Here is a 13,510-nt window from a genome sequence, read left to right on the forward strand (position 1 = left end):
GTCATGCTGCGGCCGCGCTGGTGGCGGTGAATGCGGGACGGTCGACGTGGCGCCCGGCGCCTTCGACCGCGCGCAGGTCGCCGCGCTCGAACACCAGACGGCCGGCGGCGAGCGTGTGCGAAACAATGCCGCGCACGGTGCGGCCCTCGAACACGTTAAAGCCGCCCTTGGCGAACTGCGTCCTGGCCGATATGGTGCGGCTGCCTTCCGGATCCCACACGATGATGTCGGCATCGGCGCCCGCAGCGACGATGCCCTTGCGCGGATACATGTTGAAGATCTGCGCCGCGTTGGTCGACGTGACGCGCACGAATTCGGATGGCGTCAGCAAGCCGCTATTGACGCCGGCGTCCCACACCACCGACATGCGGTCCTCGACGCCGCCGCAGCCGTTGGGAATTTTCGTGAAGTCGTCCTGGCCGGCCGCCTTTTGCTCGGCGCAGAAGGTGCAGTGGTCGGTCGCGGTGGTGTGCAGGTTACCGCCGCGCAGGCCCTGCCACAGCGCGGCCTGGTGGTGCTTGCCGCGAAACGGCGGGCTCATCACGTGGGCGCGCGCGTATTCGAGGTCGGCGCTCTGGTACACGCTGTCGTCGATGACCAGGTGGCCGGCCAGCGCCTCGCCATACACGCGCTGCCCCTTGGCGCGCGCGCGTGTAATTGCCTCGAGCGATTCGGCGCACGACACGTGGACGATGTACACGGGCGTGCCGAGAACGTTGGCGATCGCGATCGCGCGGTTGGCCGCCTCGGCCTCCACTTCCGGTGGGCGCGACAATGGATGCGCGCTGGGTCCCCGGATGCCTTTTTTCAGCAAGTCCTGCTGCAGCTGGAATACCAGCTCGCCGTTCTCGGCATGCACCGTCGGGATCGCGCCAAGTTCGAGCGCGCGGCTGAAGCTCTTCACCAGCGTCTCGTCGTCGGCCATGATGGCGTTCTTGTACGCCATGAAGTGCTTGAAGCTGTTGACGCCATGCCTGCGTACCAGCGTGCCCATGTCGGCGTGCACCGAGTCGTCCCACCAGGTGACGGCGACGTGGAAAGTGTAGTCGCCGGCCGACTTGGCGGCCCAGCCGCGCCACATGTGATACGCCTCGAGCAGCGACTGCTTCGGATCGGGGATCACGAAGTCCATGATGGTGGTGGTGCCTCCGGCCAGGCCTGCCGCGGTGCCGGTAAAGAAATCGTCGGCGGTGACGGTGCCCATGAACGGCAGCTGCATGTGGGTGTGGGTGTCGATCCCGCCGGGCATGACGTATTGGCCGCGCGCGTCGACCACGGTGGCGTGCGGCGGCGCGTCTAGGTTTTCGCCGACGGCGATGATCTTGTCGCCGAAGCAGACCACATCGGCCTTGAAGGCGCGATCGGCGTTGACGACGGTACCGCCGCGGATAAAGATACTCATTTGGTTCTCCTGGTGGTGTTCTAGCGGTGCGCGGCGGCCAAGGCGGGGCTGGAGCGCCCGTTCATCATGACGCCGTAGACGAGGGCGGAAATGGCGACACCGACGAACCATGCGTAGGTATATACGAGCTTGAAGCCGGCACCGACATCCGGGAACGATTGCGGGAAGGCGGCATTCAGGAAGCCGGGAATGTTCGGCAGCACGCCGGCGGCAAACGCCACCACGGCGGCCATGTTCCAGCCGTTACCGTACGAGTAGATGCCGTCGTGGCGGTACAGCTGGTCGACATCGAGCTCGGTCTTGCGGATAAAGTAGTAGTCGATGATCAGGATGCCGGCGATGGGTCCCAGCAGCGCCGAGTAGCCGATCAGCCACGTGAAGATGTAGCCCTGGGTCGTCTCGAGGATCTTCCACGGCATCATCACCAGCGCGATGCCGGCGGTGATGTAGCCGCCGGTACGGTACGAAATATGCTTTGGCGCCAGCGCCGAAAAGTCGTAGGCCGGGCCAACCAGGTTGGCCGCCAGGTTGACGCTGACGGTATCGATCAGCAGCACGATCAGCGCGATCAGCACGGCGATGCCGGTCATGCGGCTGGCCAGGTCGACCGGATCCCAGATCGCCTTGCCGTACAAGACCACGGTGGCCGAGGTGACGATCACCGCCAGCATCGCCAGCAAACCCATTGGCACAGGCAGGCCGACGGTCTGGCCGATGACCTGGTCGCGCTGGGTCTTGGCGAAGCGGGTGAAGTCCGGGATGTTGAGCGCCAGCGTGGCCCAGAAGCCGACCATTGCGGTGAGCGACGGCCAGAATGTGCTCCAGAACTGGCCGGCCTTCTTGCCGCCTTCGACAAACTGCGACGGCTGATCGAGCAGCGGGCCGAAGCCGCCGGCCTTGTTGTGCACCCACGCCAGCAGCACGAAGCAGATCAGGATCTTCAGCGGCGCGGTGTAGGTTTCGAGTTTGCGGATCGATTCCATGCCGTGCACGATGTAGTAGAACTGGATGGCCCAGAAGGCGAGGAAGCACGCCAGCTGGGCGAGGTTGATGCCGAGGCCCGGCAGCTTGTCGCCGCCGATTTCGTGGCCGAGCATCACGCCGAGCAGCGTGTAGATCATGCTGCCGCCAAACCAGGTCTGGATGCCGTACCAGCCGCAGGCGACGATCGCGCGCATCAGCGCCGGGATGCGCGCGCCGGTGGTGCCGAACGACGAACGCGCCAGCACCGCGTAAGGGATGCCGTACTTGGTGCCGGCGTGGCCGATCAGCAGCATCGGCAGCAGCACGATGGTGTTCGCGATGAACACCGTCATCACCGCCTGGTAGCCGGACATGCCGCCTTCGATCAGGCTGGCCGACAGGGTGTAGGCCGGAATGCACATGACCATGCCGACCCACAGCGCGGCGAAGTGATACCAGCGCCAGGTGCGCTGCGCCGCCGTGGTGGGGGCGAGATCGGCGTTCCACAGGTCGGTGGCTGACAGTTCTTTACTCATGCTGGGTGACTCCATCGGTTGATAGACGGGGTGAGTGTAGCAGGGGTCAGACCCGTTTTTTCAGTTAGGGTCTGACCCCGGTTTGAGTTGGCGTGCGAACACCCGGGTCAGACCCTATAAGAAAAAACGGGTCTGACCCTAGGCCGCGCGCCGCGGATTGCGCGGATCCTGCGTCCAGTTCATGTACGCCTTGCCGCTCTCCTGCGGCACCATCGTGATGCAGGCTTCCACCGGGCAGGTGATCTCGCACAGGTTGCAACCCACGCACTCGGACTCGATCACTTCGTATGTGCGCACGCCGGCCGCATCGATCAGCTGCGCGATCGACTGGTGCGACGTGTCCTCGCAGGCGACGTAGCACTTGCCGCACTTGATGCACTTTTCCTGGTCGATCTGGGCGATCACCTGGTAGTTCATGTCCAGGTACTTCCAGTCGGTGGTATTGGCCACCGCCTTGCCCTGGAAGTCGGCGATGCTGGCGTAGCCCTTCGCGTCCATCCAGCGCGACAGCCCGTCCTTCATCTCTTCGACGATGCGAAAGCCGTGCAGCATGGCCGCGGTGCACACCTGCACCGAACCGGAGCCGAGCGCGATGAATTCGGCCGCGTCACGCCAGTTGCCGATGCCGCCGATGCCGGAAATCGGCAAGCCGTGCGTGGCCGGGTCGCGCGCGATCTCGGCCACCATGTTCAGCGCAATCGGCTTGACGGCCGAACCGCAGTAACCGCCGTGGGTGCTGGCGTTGCCGACGATCGGAAACGCCACCATGCGGTCAAGGTCGAGGTGGGTGATCGAGTTGATCGTGTTGATCAGCGAGACCGCATCGGCGCCGCCGGCCTTGGCGGCGCGCGCCGGGCCGCGCACGTCGGTGATGTTGGGCGTGAGCTTGACGATCACCGGCAGCTTCGAGTGCTTCTTGCACCAGCTGGTGACCATCTCGACGTACTCCGGCACCTGGCCGACCGCGGCGCCCATGCCGCGCTCGGGCATGCCGTGCGGGCAGCCGAAATTGAGCTCGATGCCGTCGGCGCCGGTCGCCTCGACCAGCGGCAGGATCGCCGCCCACAAGGGCTCCTCGCACGGCAGCATCAGCGAGACGATCATCGCGCGGTCCGGCCAGTCCTTCTTGACCTGGGTGATCTCGCGCAGGTTGATTTCCAGGCTGCGGTCGGTGATCAGTTCGATGTTGTTGAAGCCTAGGACCTCGCGGTTCTTGCCGTAGTGCGCCGAATAGCGCGACGACACGTTGACCGCGGCCGGGTCTTCGCCGAGCGTCTTCCACACCACGCCGCCCCACCCTGCTTCGAACGCGCGCACGACGTTGTAGGCCTTGTCGGTCGGCGGCGCGGACGCCAGCCAGAACGGGTTGGGCGATTTGATGCCGCAGAAATCGATGCTCAGGTCGGCCATGCTGCCCCCGCTTTGGTTTGGATGTCGTTGTGGATTGCGTGCGCGGCGAGCTTGCCGTGCTGGACCGCCTCGACCGTCAGGTCCTGGCCGGGCGAGACGCAGTCGCCGCCGGCATAGATGCCCGGCAGCGCGGTGCGGAACTGGGCGTCGACGTGCAGCTTGTCGCCTTTGCGCTCGAGCTGCTGGGCCATCGGGTCGGACAGGCCGGCGGTATCGAGGCTCTGGCCGATCGCCTTGAACACGGCGTCGGCGGCGATCTCGATGAAGGCGCCGGTGCCGAGCAAGCGGCCGCCGTCCAGACGGGTCTCTTCGAAGCGCATGCCGCGCACGCGGCCGTCGTCGTCGAGCAGCACTTCGAGCGGCGCGGCCCACGTCTTCATGCGCACGTAGTTGGCCTTGGCGATGTCCTGCTCGTGGTGCGTCGCGCTCATCGACTCGAAGCCGCGGCGGTACACCAGGGTCACGTCCTCGGCGCCCATGCGCTTGATCTGTACCGCCATGTCGATCGCGGTGTTGCCGGCGCCGATGACGATGGCGCGGCGCGGCACCGGCAGCGCCGACAGGTCGTCGGCCTGGCGCAGCGCCGCGATGTAGTCGACCGCCGCCATCAGGCCCGGCGCGTCCTCGCCCGTCAGCCCGAGCGTGCGGCAGGCGCTCAGGCCGAGCGACAGGAACACGGCATCGTACTGGGCGTGCAGTTCGCGCAAGGTGAGATTGTCGCCCAGCGTCTGGCCGTGCCGCACCTCGATGCCGCCGATCGACAGCAGGAACTCGACTTCGTCCTGCGCGAAGCTGCCGGTCAGCTTGTACTTGGCGATGCCGTATTCATTCAGGCCGCCCGGTTTTTCGCGCGACTCGAAAATGACGACGTCGTTGCCGAGCATCGCCAGGCGGTGCGCGCACGACAGGCCGGCCGGGCCCGCGCCGACCACCGCGATGATCTTGCCGGTCGCCGGCGCGCGCTGGAACGGGTGGGCGTCGAATTTGGCGTGATCGAGCGCGTGGCGCTGCAACAGGCCAATCTTGACCGGCTGGCCTTCGGCGTCGTGATTGCGCACGCAGGCGTCCTCGCACAGGATCTCGGTCGGGCATACACGCGCGCAGCTGCCGCCAAGGATATTCTGCTTGAGGATGCCGACGGCGGCGCCGTTGATGTTGTGGTCGTGGATATTGCGGATGAAGCTGGCCACGTCGATGTCCGACGGGCAGATGCGCGTGCACGGCGCGTCGTAGCAGTACAGGCAGCGCGCCGCTTCGATGGCGGCCTGGCGTTCCGTCAGCGGCGGCGCCAGGTCGGTGAACTGCTGCGCCAACGCGTCCGCAGACCCGACAGACCTTGGCAGGTGTTTGAGAGAATCGATCATGTGCATCCCTGGTAGGTATTCTTGTATGGCGACACACGGGGAGCGGGCCGCAGCTCCCCGATTCAAAGCGACTGCGTTACTTCATCTGCGGGAAAGCGAATTCGGCGCCGGCACTGGCGGTGTTGGGCCAGCGCTGCATCACGGCCTTGTGGCGCGTGTAGAAGCGCACGCCTTCGGGGCCGTAGGCGTGGTGGTCGCCGAACATGCTCTTCTTCCAGCCGCCGAAGCTGTTGAAGGCCATCGGCACCGGCAGCGGCACATTGACGCCGACCATGCCGACCTGGATCTGGCGCACGAACTCGCGCGCCACGCCGCCGTCGCGCGTGTAGATGGCGACGCCGTTGCCGTATTCGTTGGCGTTGATCAGCTTGACCGCGCTCGCGACGTCGGGCGAGCGCATCACGCACAGCACCGGCCCGAAGATCTCTTCCTTGTAGATCGTCATGTCGGCGGTGACGTGGTCGAACAGGGTGCCGCCGACGAAAAAGCCGTTCTCGCGGCCCGGCACCTTGAAGTTGCGCCCGTCCACCATCAGGGTGGCGCCCTGCTCGACGCCTTCGCCGATCAGTTTTTCGATGCGCTGCTTGGCCGCGCTGGTGACCACCGGTCCCATTTCGGCGCCGATCTCCATGCCGTCGTTGACGATCAGCGCGGCGGCTCGGCTGGCCAGCGCCCCCACCAGCTTGTCGCCGGCGTCGCCGACCGCGACCACCACCGAGATGGCCATGCAGCGCTCGCCGGCGGAACCGTAGGCGGCGCCCATCAGCGCGTCGATCGTCATCTCCATGTCGGCGTCGGGCATGACTACCATGTGGTTCTTGGCGCCGCCCAAGGCCTGCACGCGCTTGCCGGCGGCGCTGCCGCGGGCGTAGATGTATTGGGCGATCGGGGTCGAGCCGACGAAGCTAATGGCCTGCACGTCAGGATGGTCGAGCAGCGCATCGACGGTGACCTTGTCGCCCTGGATGACGTTGAAGACGCCGTCCGGCAGGCCGGCTTCCTTGAGCAGCCTGGCGTGCAGCAGCGCCGGCGACGGATCGCGCTCGGAAGGTTTGAGGATGAACGTGTTACCGCATGCCAGCGCCACCGGGAACATCCACATCGGCACCATCACCGGGAAGTTGAACGGGGTGATGCCGGCCACCACGCCAAGCGGCTGGCGCATCGACCAGGCGTCGATGCCGCGCGCGATCTGGTCGGTGAATTCGCCTTTCAGCAGGTTCGGGATGCCGACCGCGAACTCGACAATCTCGATGCCGCGCGCGACTTCGCCCCTGGCGTCGTCGAAGGTCTTGCCATGCTCGCGGGTGATCATCGCGGCGAAGTCGTCGGTGTGCTGCTGGCACAGTTGCAGGTACTTGAACAATACCCGCGCGCGCCCCAGCGGCGGCGTGTTCGACCAGGACGGGAAAGCGGCCGATGCGGCCGCGACGGCGGCGCCCACTTCATCGGCAGTGCCGAGAGCGACGCGCGCGCAAGGCTCGCCAACGGCCGGGTTGAAGACGTCGGCGTAACGGCCGCTGGTTGTGTCGACCTTCTGGCCGTTGATGAAATGGGTAATGGTATCGAGCGTATTCATGTAAGGCTTTCGGTCAGTCGAGGTGTGTGAGTACGGTGGCAAGCTTGCCGAACAATTCGTCGATGTGCTTCTTTTCGAGCACCAGCGGCGGCGACAGCGCGATGATGTCGCCGGTGGTGCGGATCAGCACGCCGTCGGCGAACGCCTTCTTGAACGCGCCGAATGCGCGCACGCCAGGCTTACCGGGAATCGATTCGAGCTCGATGCCGGCGATCAGGCCAATGGTGCGCAGGTCGGTCACGTACGGCATGCCCTTGAGCGAGTGTACCGCGTCTTCCCAGTAGCCCTGCATCTCCTGCGCGTGCGCCAGGATGTTCTGCTCCTTGAACACCTCGAGCGTGGCGATCGCGGCGGCGCAGGCGACCGGGTGGCCGGAATAGGTATAGCCGTGGAACAGCTCGATGCCGGCCGGCGCCTCCATGAAGGCGTCGTGGATGTGCTTTTTGCTGAACACGGCGCCCATCGGGATGACGCCGTTGGTGAGGCCCTTGGCGGTGGTCATCAGGTCCGGCTCGACGTCGAAATAGTCGGCGGCGAACGGCGTGGCGAGGCGGCCGAAGCCGGTGATGACTTCATCGAAAATGAGCAGGATGCCGTGCTTGGTGCACAGCTCGCGCAGGCGCTTCAGATACCCTTTTGGCGGAATCAGCACGCCGGTGGAGCCGGCCACCGGCTCGACGATGACGGCAGCGATGTTGGAGGCGTCGTGCAGCGTGACGAGGCGTTCGAGTTCGTCGGCCAGGTGGGTGCCGTATTCGGGCTCGCCGCGGGTGTAGGCGTTCTTGTCGAGGTCATGGGTGTGCGGCAGGTGGTCGACGCCCGGCAGCAGCGGGCCGAAGCTCTTGCGGTTGCCGCCGATGCCGCCGACCGACAGGCCGCCGAAGCCGACGCCGTGGTAGCCGCGCTCGCGGCCGATCAGGCGCGTGCGGGTGCCCTCGCCGCGCGCGCGGTGGTACGCCAGCGCCATCTTCAGCGCGGTGTCGACCGCTTCGGAGCCGGAGTTGGTGTAGAAGACGTGGCCGAACTTGTGGCCGGCGTATTCCATCAGCTGCTCGGCCAGGTCGAACGCGGCCGGGTGGCCCATCTGGAAGGTCGGCGCGAAGTCGAGCTGGCCGACCATTTCGCGCACGGCGCTGACGATCTTCGGCTGGGCGTGGCCGCATGGCACGCACCACAGGCCGGCGGTGCCATCGAGCACGCTGTTGCCGTCGACGTCCTTGTAGTACATGCCTTCGGCCGACACCAGCAGGCGCGGATTGGCCTTGAAGTCGCGGTTATTGGTAAACGGCATCCAAAATGAGGACATCGATGCTGGCCTGGATTGATTCATGCGGCTCTCCGAGAAATTTTTACGGCTAAAAAAAGTTTTTTACCAGTTGGCAAAATGATGGTGCAATAATAGACATCGAGACAACGATCACACATATACACAAACGGCAAAACCGGCCAACCGTATCGGTGGCGGAAACAGTACAGTTTGGCGCGGCGCAGCAAAAGGAGCTGTGGATGGACGAGACAGCAGCAACGACTGAAAATATTCCTGTTGGTAACGGCGCCGCGGACTGGCCGGTGCTGGCGATCGACCGCACCAAACGCGGCAGCCTGGTCGATCAGATTGTGGCAGCGATCGCGCAGATGGTAAACCAGCGGGAATTACGGGTTGGTACAAAAATGCCATCGGTGCGACAATTCGCAAAATGTAATGGTGTGAGCACCTTCACGGTGGTGGAGTCGTATGACCGGCTCCTGAATGTTGGACTGCTGTCGTCGCGCCGCGGTTCCGGCTTTTTTGTCGCGCGCAGCGATATCGCGGCGGCGCCGATACCGGCGCTGGCGGCCACGCCGATCGCCATCGACGCCCTCACCCCCGACCTGTATTCGGGCACCTCGGATGCGCTGCCGGTGGGCGCCGGCTGGCTGCCGCCGGAGTGGTATGGCGAGACCACCATCCTCGACGCCGTGCGCCACGCGATGAAGATCCCGGCTTCGCGGCTGCGCGGCTACGGCCATCCGCTGGGCTTTCCTACCTTGCGCCAGCACCTGGCGGCGACGCTGGCCGAGGACCTGTTCGCGGCCGAGCCGGACCAGGTGCTGCTGACGCACGGCGCCACCCACGCCTTCGACCTGATCCTGCGTACGCTGACCAAGCCTGGCGACACGGTGTTCGTCGAAGACCCCGGCTACAGCAACCTGACGTCGCTGATCCGCCACCATGGCTGCATCGCGGTCGGCATTCCGCGCGGCGAAGCGGGGCTCGATTTCGAGGTGCTGCTGGCGCAGGCGGCGGCCACCCAGCCCAAGCTCATGTTCGTCAACACGGTGCTGCAAAACCCGCTCGGCACGTCGCTGACGCAGGCGCAGGCGCACCGGCTGCTGGGCGTGGCCGAGCAGTTCGACTTCTGGCTGGTGGAAGACGACATCTACCGCGAACTGGCGGCGCGCGGCGAGGCGTCGCTGGCGGCGATGGACGGACTGCGGCGGGTGATCCGGGTCGGCAGCTTTTCGAAGACCCTGTCGCCGGTGCTGCGGGTCGGCTCGATCTGCGCGTCCAATTCGCTGGTACCGGAACTGCTGCGGGTGAAGATGCTGGCCGGCCTGACGACATCCGAAATCAACGAGCGCGCGGTGTACCACGCGGTGTCGGCGCGGCCGTACAAGCGGATGGTCGAGAAGCTGGCAAGCCGGCTCGAAACCGGGCGTGAACGCACCATCGAACGGCTGCTTGAGGCCGGCATGGCGCCGATCGCCAGGCCGCGCGGCGGCATGTTCGTCAGCGCCGGCTGGCAGGTCGCGCCGACGGCTGAGTGGAACGGCAAGGTGATCGCCGACCTGGCGCTGAAAGCGGGCATCCTGCTGTCGCCGAACGAGTTTTTCATGCTGCGCCCTTCCAGTTCGATCTGGTTCCGCTTCAACGTCGCCTACGCGGCCGAGTCGCCGGCGCTGATCGACTTCCTGCGGCCGTTTGCGCCTCGTTGAAAGCGACCATGGCCATTACCAAGACCGTCAACGCGATCCGCACAGCCACCGTCAAGCGCCGGGTGATCAACCGCGACAAGCTGGAAGCGGACATCGCCTTCGAGGCGGTGCGGGTGTTTGCCGAAAGCGGCTACGAAGGCGCCTCGGTGGCCACCGTGGCCGACAACGCCGGCCTGTCGAAGCAGAACCTGATGTACTACTTCCCGACCAAGCAGGCGCTGTACCAGCGCGTGCTCGACGACGTGCTCGACGAATGGCTGGCGCGGATGGACACGCTGGCCGACCCGAGCCAGGAGCCGCGCGACATGCTGCGCGCGTACGTCCAGGCCAAGCTGCGTTTCTCGCGCGAGCATCCGCTCGGTTCGCGCGTGTATGCGATGGAGGTGATCAGCGGCGCGGCGCTGTACGGCGAGCAGATTCGCGAACGCGTGGTGCCACTGGTGCGCAAGGACATCGAGGTGTTCGAACGGTGGATCGAACAGGGCCGCATCGCGCCGGTCAATGCCACGCACCTGTTGTTCGCGATCTGGGCGATGACGCAGTCGTACGCGGACTTTTCGGCGCAGATGGAACTGGTCTTGAACCGCAAGCTGACCGCGGACGATTTTGCCGACGCCGAGAAGCTCATCACCGACATGGTACTGTGTGCGGTTGCCATTCCAGGATCTGCAGATGTTTGAAACGACCACCTTCACCACCGAGCGGCTGCGGATGCGGCCATTGACCGCGCTTGACGCCGCGGCGCTGTTCGAGGTGTTTTCCGACCCCGAAGTGATGCGCTACTGGAGCTGCGCGCCGTGGACGGAGCTCAAGCAGGCCGACGAATACATCGACAACGCCACGCAGGACCTGGCCGCAGGCAGCATGCTGCGCGTTGCGATCGAAGTGGCGGCTAGCGGCAAGGTGGTCGGCCAGCTTGCGCTGCACCACTTCGACGAGCAGAACCGGCGCTGCGAGATCGGTTACGCACTCGGGCGCGCAGCGTGGGGCAAGGGCTACATGACCGAGGCGATAACGTCCATGCTCGATCACGCTTTCGCCGAGCTGCCGCTGAACCGGATCGAGGCCGACGTCGACCCGCGCAACGCCGCCTCCATGCAGGCGCTCGCGCGGCTCGGCTTTGTCCATGAAGGCCTGCTGCGCGAGCGTTGGATCGTCGCCGGCGAAGTGTGCGACACCGCTTTCTACGGTTTGCTGAAAAGCGACTGGGACGCGCGCCCCCGTTAATCGCGCCTGACGACCGGTTATCCCACCGTTTGCGCGCTTCGTCGGACGCGCATGGCATCGTGGCGGCGTGCTTGCTACAGTGACCTCATCGACAACCGCCCCTCAGGAGCACTGCATGAAAAACGTTACCTTCTCATCGATCTCGACGCTGCTGGAAGAAATGGGCCGCGCCTTTGCGCAAGCGTTCCGTTACGGCGCGCGCGCCATCGCCACCATGTCGGTGCCGCAGACGATCGCCGCCTGCATTGGCCTGGCGCTGCTGATCACCATCCTGCCGCTGGCCTTCTTCCTGTTCATGGTCTTCCTGATCGTCAAGCTGGCGGTGGCGGCGATCGTGCTCAACGCGCGGCGCCAGAAGGAATGAATGTGAGCGCGTCGCAACTGAACCGCGCCGCCGACGTCGTGCGCGAAGCGGCCGAAGTGGTGAAGACCACGTGGTGGCGATTCGTCGACTGGCTGGCGGTGATCGAGTGGCGCCGCCTGTTCATCATCTGGGTGCTGGTGCTGGCCACCGGCGGCATGACGCAAACGCCTGAGCCGGCAATCTGGTTCCTGCTCATTTCGTTCGGCGTCAAGGTGCTCGCCGGCGGCAAGCGCAAGGCGGAGCTGGACGCGGCCGCGGCGAGCCGCCAGGCCGACGTCGCCACGCTCGAGCGCAAGCTGACGGAAGCGCAGATGGCGGCGCTGCAGGCGCAGGTCGAGCCGCACTTCCTGTTCAACACGCTGGCGCTGATTGGGCAGCTGATCGAAACCGATCCGCCGGAAGCGGCGCGCATCCACGCGCACCTGATCGGCTACCTGCGTTCGACCTTGCCGCAGATGCGCGCGGCCGGCGGCGCCACGCTGGGCAAGCAGGTCGAGCTGTCGCGCGCCTACCTGGCCATCATGCAGGCGCGCATGAAGGAACGGCTGACCGTGCAATTCGAGGTGCCCGATTTTCTCGGCAGCGCGCCGTTCCCGCCGATGATGCTGCAGATGCTGATCGAAAACGCCATCAAGCACGGCCTGGAGCCGAAGATCGCCGGCGGGCGCATCGACGTCTCGGCCAAAGTGGTCGGCGCCACGCTGCAGGTCGACGTGCGCGACAACGGCGCCGGCTTCGACATGACATCCGACGACGGCGTCGGCCTGGCGAATATCCGCGAACGCCTGTTTCTCCTGTACGGCAAGTACGCCGAACTGGTGATCGAGGCGCCGGCCGAAGGCGGCGCGCTGGCGTCGATCCGACTCCCCTACAAGATGATGGCGGACTGACATGGCGCATGGGGCAAGCACGGTCAGTGCGCTGATCGTCGACGACGAGGCGCCGATGCGCGACCAGCTGCGCGCGCGGCTTGGCGAAGCGTGGCCGGCGCTCGACATCGTTGGTGAAGCGGCCAACGGCGTCGAGGCGGTGGCGATGGCCGCCGAGCACAAGCCGGACATCGTGTTCCTCGACATCCGCATGCCGGGCCAGAGCGGCATCGAGGCGGCGCGCCAGCTGTACGGCAGCTGCCACATCGTGTTCGTCACCGCCTACGACCAGTACGCGCTCGACGCGTTCGAACAGGGCGCGATGGACTACCTGCTCAAACCGGTGACGGCAGAGCGGCTGGCGACGACCTGTGCGCGGCTGCGCCAGCGGCTGGCGGCGCCGCCCGAGGACATCGGCCAGAAGCTGGCGCAGCTGGCGGCGGCGCTGGAGCACGGCCGCGCAGCGCGGCCATCGTACCTGCGCTGGATCCAGGCCCAGGTCGGCGGCAGCCTGCGCATGATCAGCACGCGCGAGGTGCTGTTCTTCCGCTCCGACGAAAAATACACGCGGGTGCAGACGGCGCAGGCCGAACTGCTGATCCGCAAGACGCTGAAGGAACTGGCGGACGAACTCGATCCGGACGAGTTCTGGCGCATCCACCGCTCGACCCTGGTGCGGGTCGACGCGATCGCCGCGGTCACGCGCGACATGCGCGGGCGGCAGATGCTGAAAGTGCACGGGATGACCGAGGAGCTGGAGGTCAGCCGCAACCACGCCTACCTGTTCCAGCAAATGTAGGCAGTAAATACAAAATCGACT

12 protein-coding genes are annotated in these 13,510 nt (G+C 65.7%); 6 read left to right on the plus strand and 6 right to left on the minus strand.

The window, feature by feature from the left end; translation table 11 throughout:
• Position 1: 1 nt before the first annotated feature.
• The 6 genes from hydA to aptA form a co-directional block, all read right to left on the minus strand.
• The gene (gene hydA / locus CR105_RS08665; protein WP_099788044.1) at positions 2-1,402 is read right to left on the minus strand and encodes a dihydropyrimidinase; all 1,401 of its coding nucleotides are present in this window, start codon (positions 1,400-1,402) and stop codon (positions 2-4) included.
• Between the two features lie 20 nt (positions 1,403-1,422).
• Complete coding sequence (locus tag CR105_RS08670) at positions 1,423-2,901, minus strand: NCS1 family nucleobase:cation symporter-1 (RefSeq protein WP_099788045.1); 1,479 nt, start codon at positions 2,899-2,901, stop codon at positions 1,423-1,425.
• Between the two features lie 138 nt (positions 2,902-3,039).
• Complete coding sequence (gene preA, locus CR105_RS08675) at positions 3,040-4,311, minus strand: NAD-dependent dihydropyrimidine dehydrogenase subunit PreA (RefSeq protein WP_099788046.1); 1,272 nt, start codon at positions 4,309-4,311, stop codon at positions 3,040-3,042.
• Positions 4,299-5,675, minus strand: a complete 1,377-nt coding sequence (locus CR105_RS08680; RefSeq protein ID WP_099788322.1) for an NAD(P)-dependent oxidoreductase — start codon at positions 5,673-5,675, stop codon at positions 4,299-4,301. The genes preA and CR105_RS08680 overlap by 13 nt, the downstream gene beginning before the upstream one ends.
• 76 nt (positions 5,676-5,751) lie before the next feature.
• Complete coding sequence (locus tag CR105_RS08685; RefSeq protein WP_099788047.1) at positions 5,752-7,254, minus strand: CoA-acylating methylmalonate-semialdehyde dehydrogenase; 1,503 nt, start codon at positions 7,252-7,254, stop codon at positions 5,752-5,754.
• A 13-nt stretch (positions 7,255-7,267) separates the two neighbouring features.
• A complete protein-coding gene (gene aptA, locus CR105_RS08690; protein ID WP_099788048.1) occupies positions 7,268-8,584 on the minus strand; it encodes an omega-aminotransferase AptA in 1,317 nt (438 codons plus the stop codon).
• A 176-nt stretch (positions 8,585-8,760) separates the two neighbouring features.
• Between aptA and CR105_RS08695 the strand changes: the two genes are divergently transcribed.
• The 6 genes from CR105_RS08695 (at position 8,761) to CR105_RS08720 (ending at position 13,489) form a co-directional block, all read left to right on the plus strand.
• Positions 8,761-10,230 carry an aminotransferase-like domain-containing protein gene (locus tag CR105_RS08695; protein ID WP_099788323.1) on the plus strand — a complete coding sequence of 490 codons (1,470 nt, stop codon included), beginning with the start codon at positions 8,761-8,763 and terminating at the stop codon, positions 10,228-10,230.
• 8 nt (positions 10,231-10,238) lie between these two features.
• Positions 10,239-10,910: a TetR/AcrR family transcriptional regulator gene (locus tag CR105_RS08700; RefSeq protein ID WP_099788325.1), complete on the plus strand. Its 672-nt coding sequence runs from the start codon at positions 10,239-10,241 to the stop codon at positions 10,908-10,910.
• Positions 10,903-11,457, plus strand: coding sequence for a GNAT family N-acetyltransferase (locus tag CR105_RS08705; RefSeq protein WP_370660677.1), 555 nt, complete (start codon positions 10,903-10,905; stop codon positions 11,455-11,457). Before CR105_RS08700 ends, CR105_RS08705 begins: the two co-directional genes overlap by 8 nt.
• A gap of 115 nt (positions 11,458-11,572) precedes the next feature.
• Positions 11,573-11,821: a hypothetical protein gene (locus CR105_RS08710; RefSeq protein WP_099788049.1), complete on the plus strand. Its 249-nt coding sequence runs from the start codon at positions 11,573-11,575 to the stop codon at positions 11,819-11,821.
• A gap of 2 nt (positions 11,822-11,823) precedes the next feature.
• Complete coding sequence (locus CR105_RS08715; RefSeq protein ID WP_099788326.1) at positions 11,824-12,711, plus strand: sensor histidine kinase; 888 nt, start codon at positions 11,824-11,826, stop codon at positions 12,709-12,711.
• Between the two features lies 1 nt (position 12,712).
• Positions 12,713-13,489, plus strand: coding sequence for a LytR/AlgR family response regulator transcription factor (locus CR105_RS08720; protein ID WP_099788050.1), 777 nt, complete (start codon positions 12,713-12,715; stop codon positions 13,487-13,489).
• The last annotated feature ends 21 nt before the right edge of the window (positions 13,490-13,510 follow it).

It is taken from the genome of Massilia eurypsychrophila (genome assembly GCF_002760655.1).
Taxonomy (GTDB): domain Bacteria; phylum Pseudomonadota; class Gammaproteobacteria; order Burkholderiales; family Burkholderiaceae_D; genus JAFCUW01.

Excerpts from the sequence above, each read along its gene's own strand:
- hydA (WP_099788044.1), bottom strand. The coding sequence starts at position 1,402 with ATGAGTATCTTTATCCGCGGCGGTACCGTCGTCAACGCCGATCGCGCC.
- CR105_RS08670 (WP_099788045.1), bottom strand. The coding sequence starts at position 2,901 with ATGAGTAAAGAACTGTCAGCCACCGACCTGTGGAACGCCGATCTCGCC.
- preA (WP_099788046.1), bottom strand. The coding sequence starts at position 4,311 with ATGGCCGACCTGAGCATCGATTTCTGCGGCATCAAATCGCCCAACCCG.
- CR105_RS08680 (WP_099788322.1), bottom strand. The coding sequence starts at position 5,675 with ATGATCGATTCTCTCAAACACCTGCCAAGGTCTGTCGGGTCTGCGGAC.
- CR105_RS08685 (WP_099788047.1), bottom strand. The coding sequence starts at position 7,254 with ATGAATACGCTCGATACCATTACCCATTTCATCAACGGCCAGAAGGTC.
- aptA (WP_099788048.1), bottom strand. The coding sequence starts at position 8,584 with ATGAATCAATCCAGGCCAGCATCGATGTCCTCATTTTGGATGCCGTTT.
- CR105_RS08695 (WP_099788323.1), top strand. The coding sequence starts at position 8,761 with ATGGACGAGACAGCAGCAACGACTGAAAATATTCCTGTTGGTAACGGC.
- CR105_RS08700 (WP_099788325.1), top strand. The coding sequence starts at position 10,239 with ATGGCCATTACCAAGACCGTCAACGCGATCCGCACAGCCACCGTCAAG.
- CR105_RS08705 (WP_370660677.1), top strand. The coding sequence starts at position 10,903 with ATGTTTGAAACGACCACCTTCACCACCGAGCGGCTGCGGATGCGGCCA.
- CR105_RS08710 (WP_099788049.1), top strand. The coding sequence starts at position 11,573 with ATGAAAAACGTTACCTTCTCATCGATCTCGACGCTGCTGGAAGAAATG.
- CR105_RS08720 (WP_099788050.1), top strand. The coding sequence starts at position 12,713 with ATGGCGCATGGGGCAAGCACGGTCAGTGCGCTGATCGTCGACGACGAG.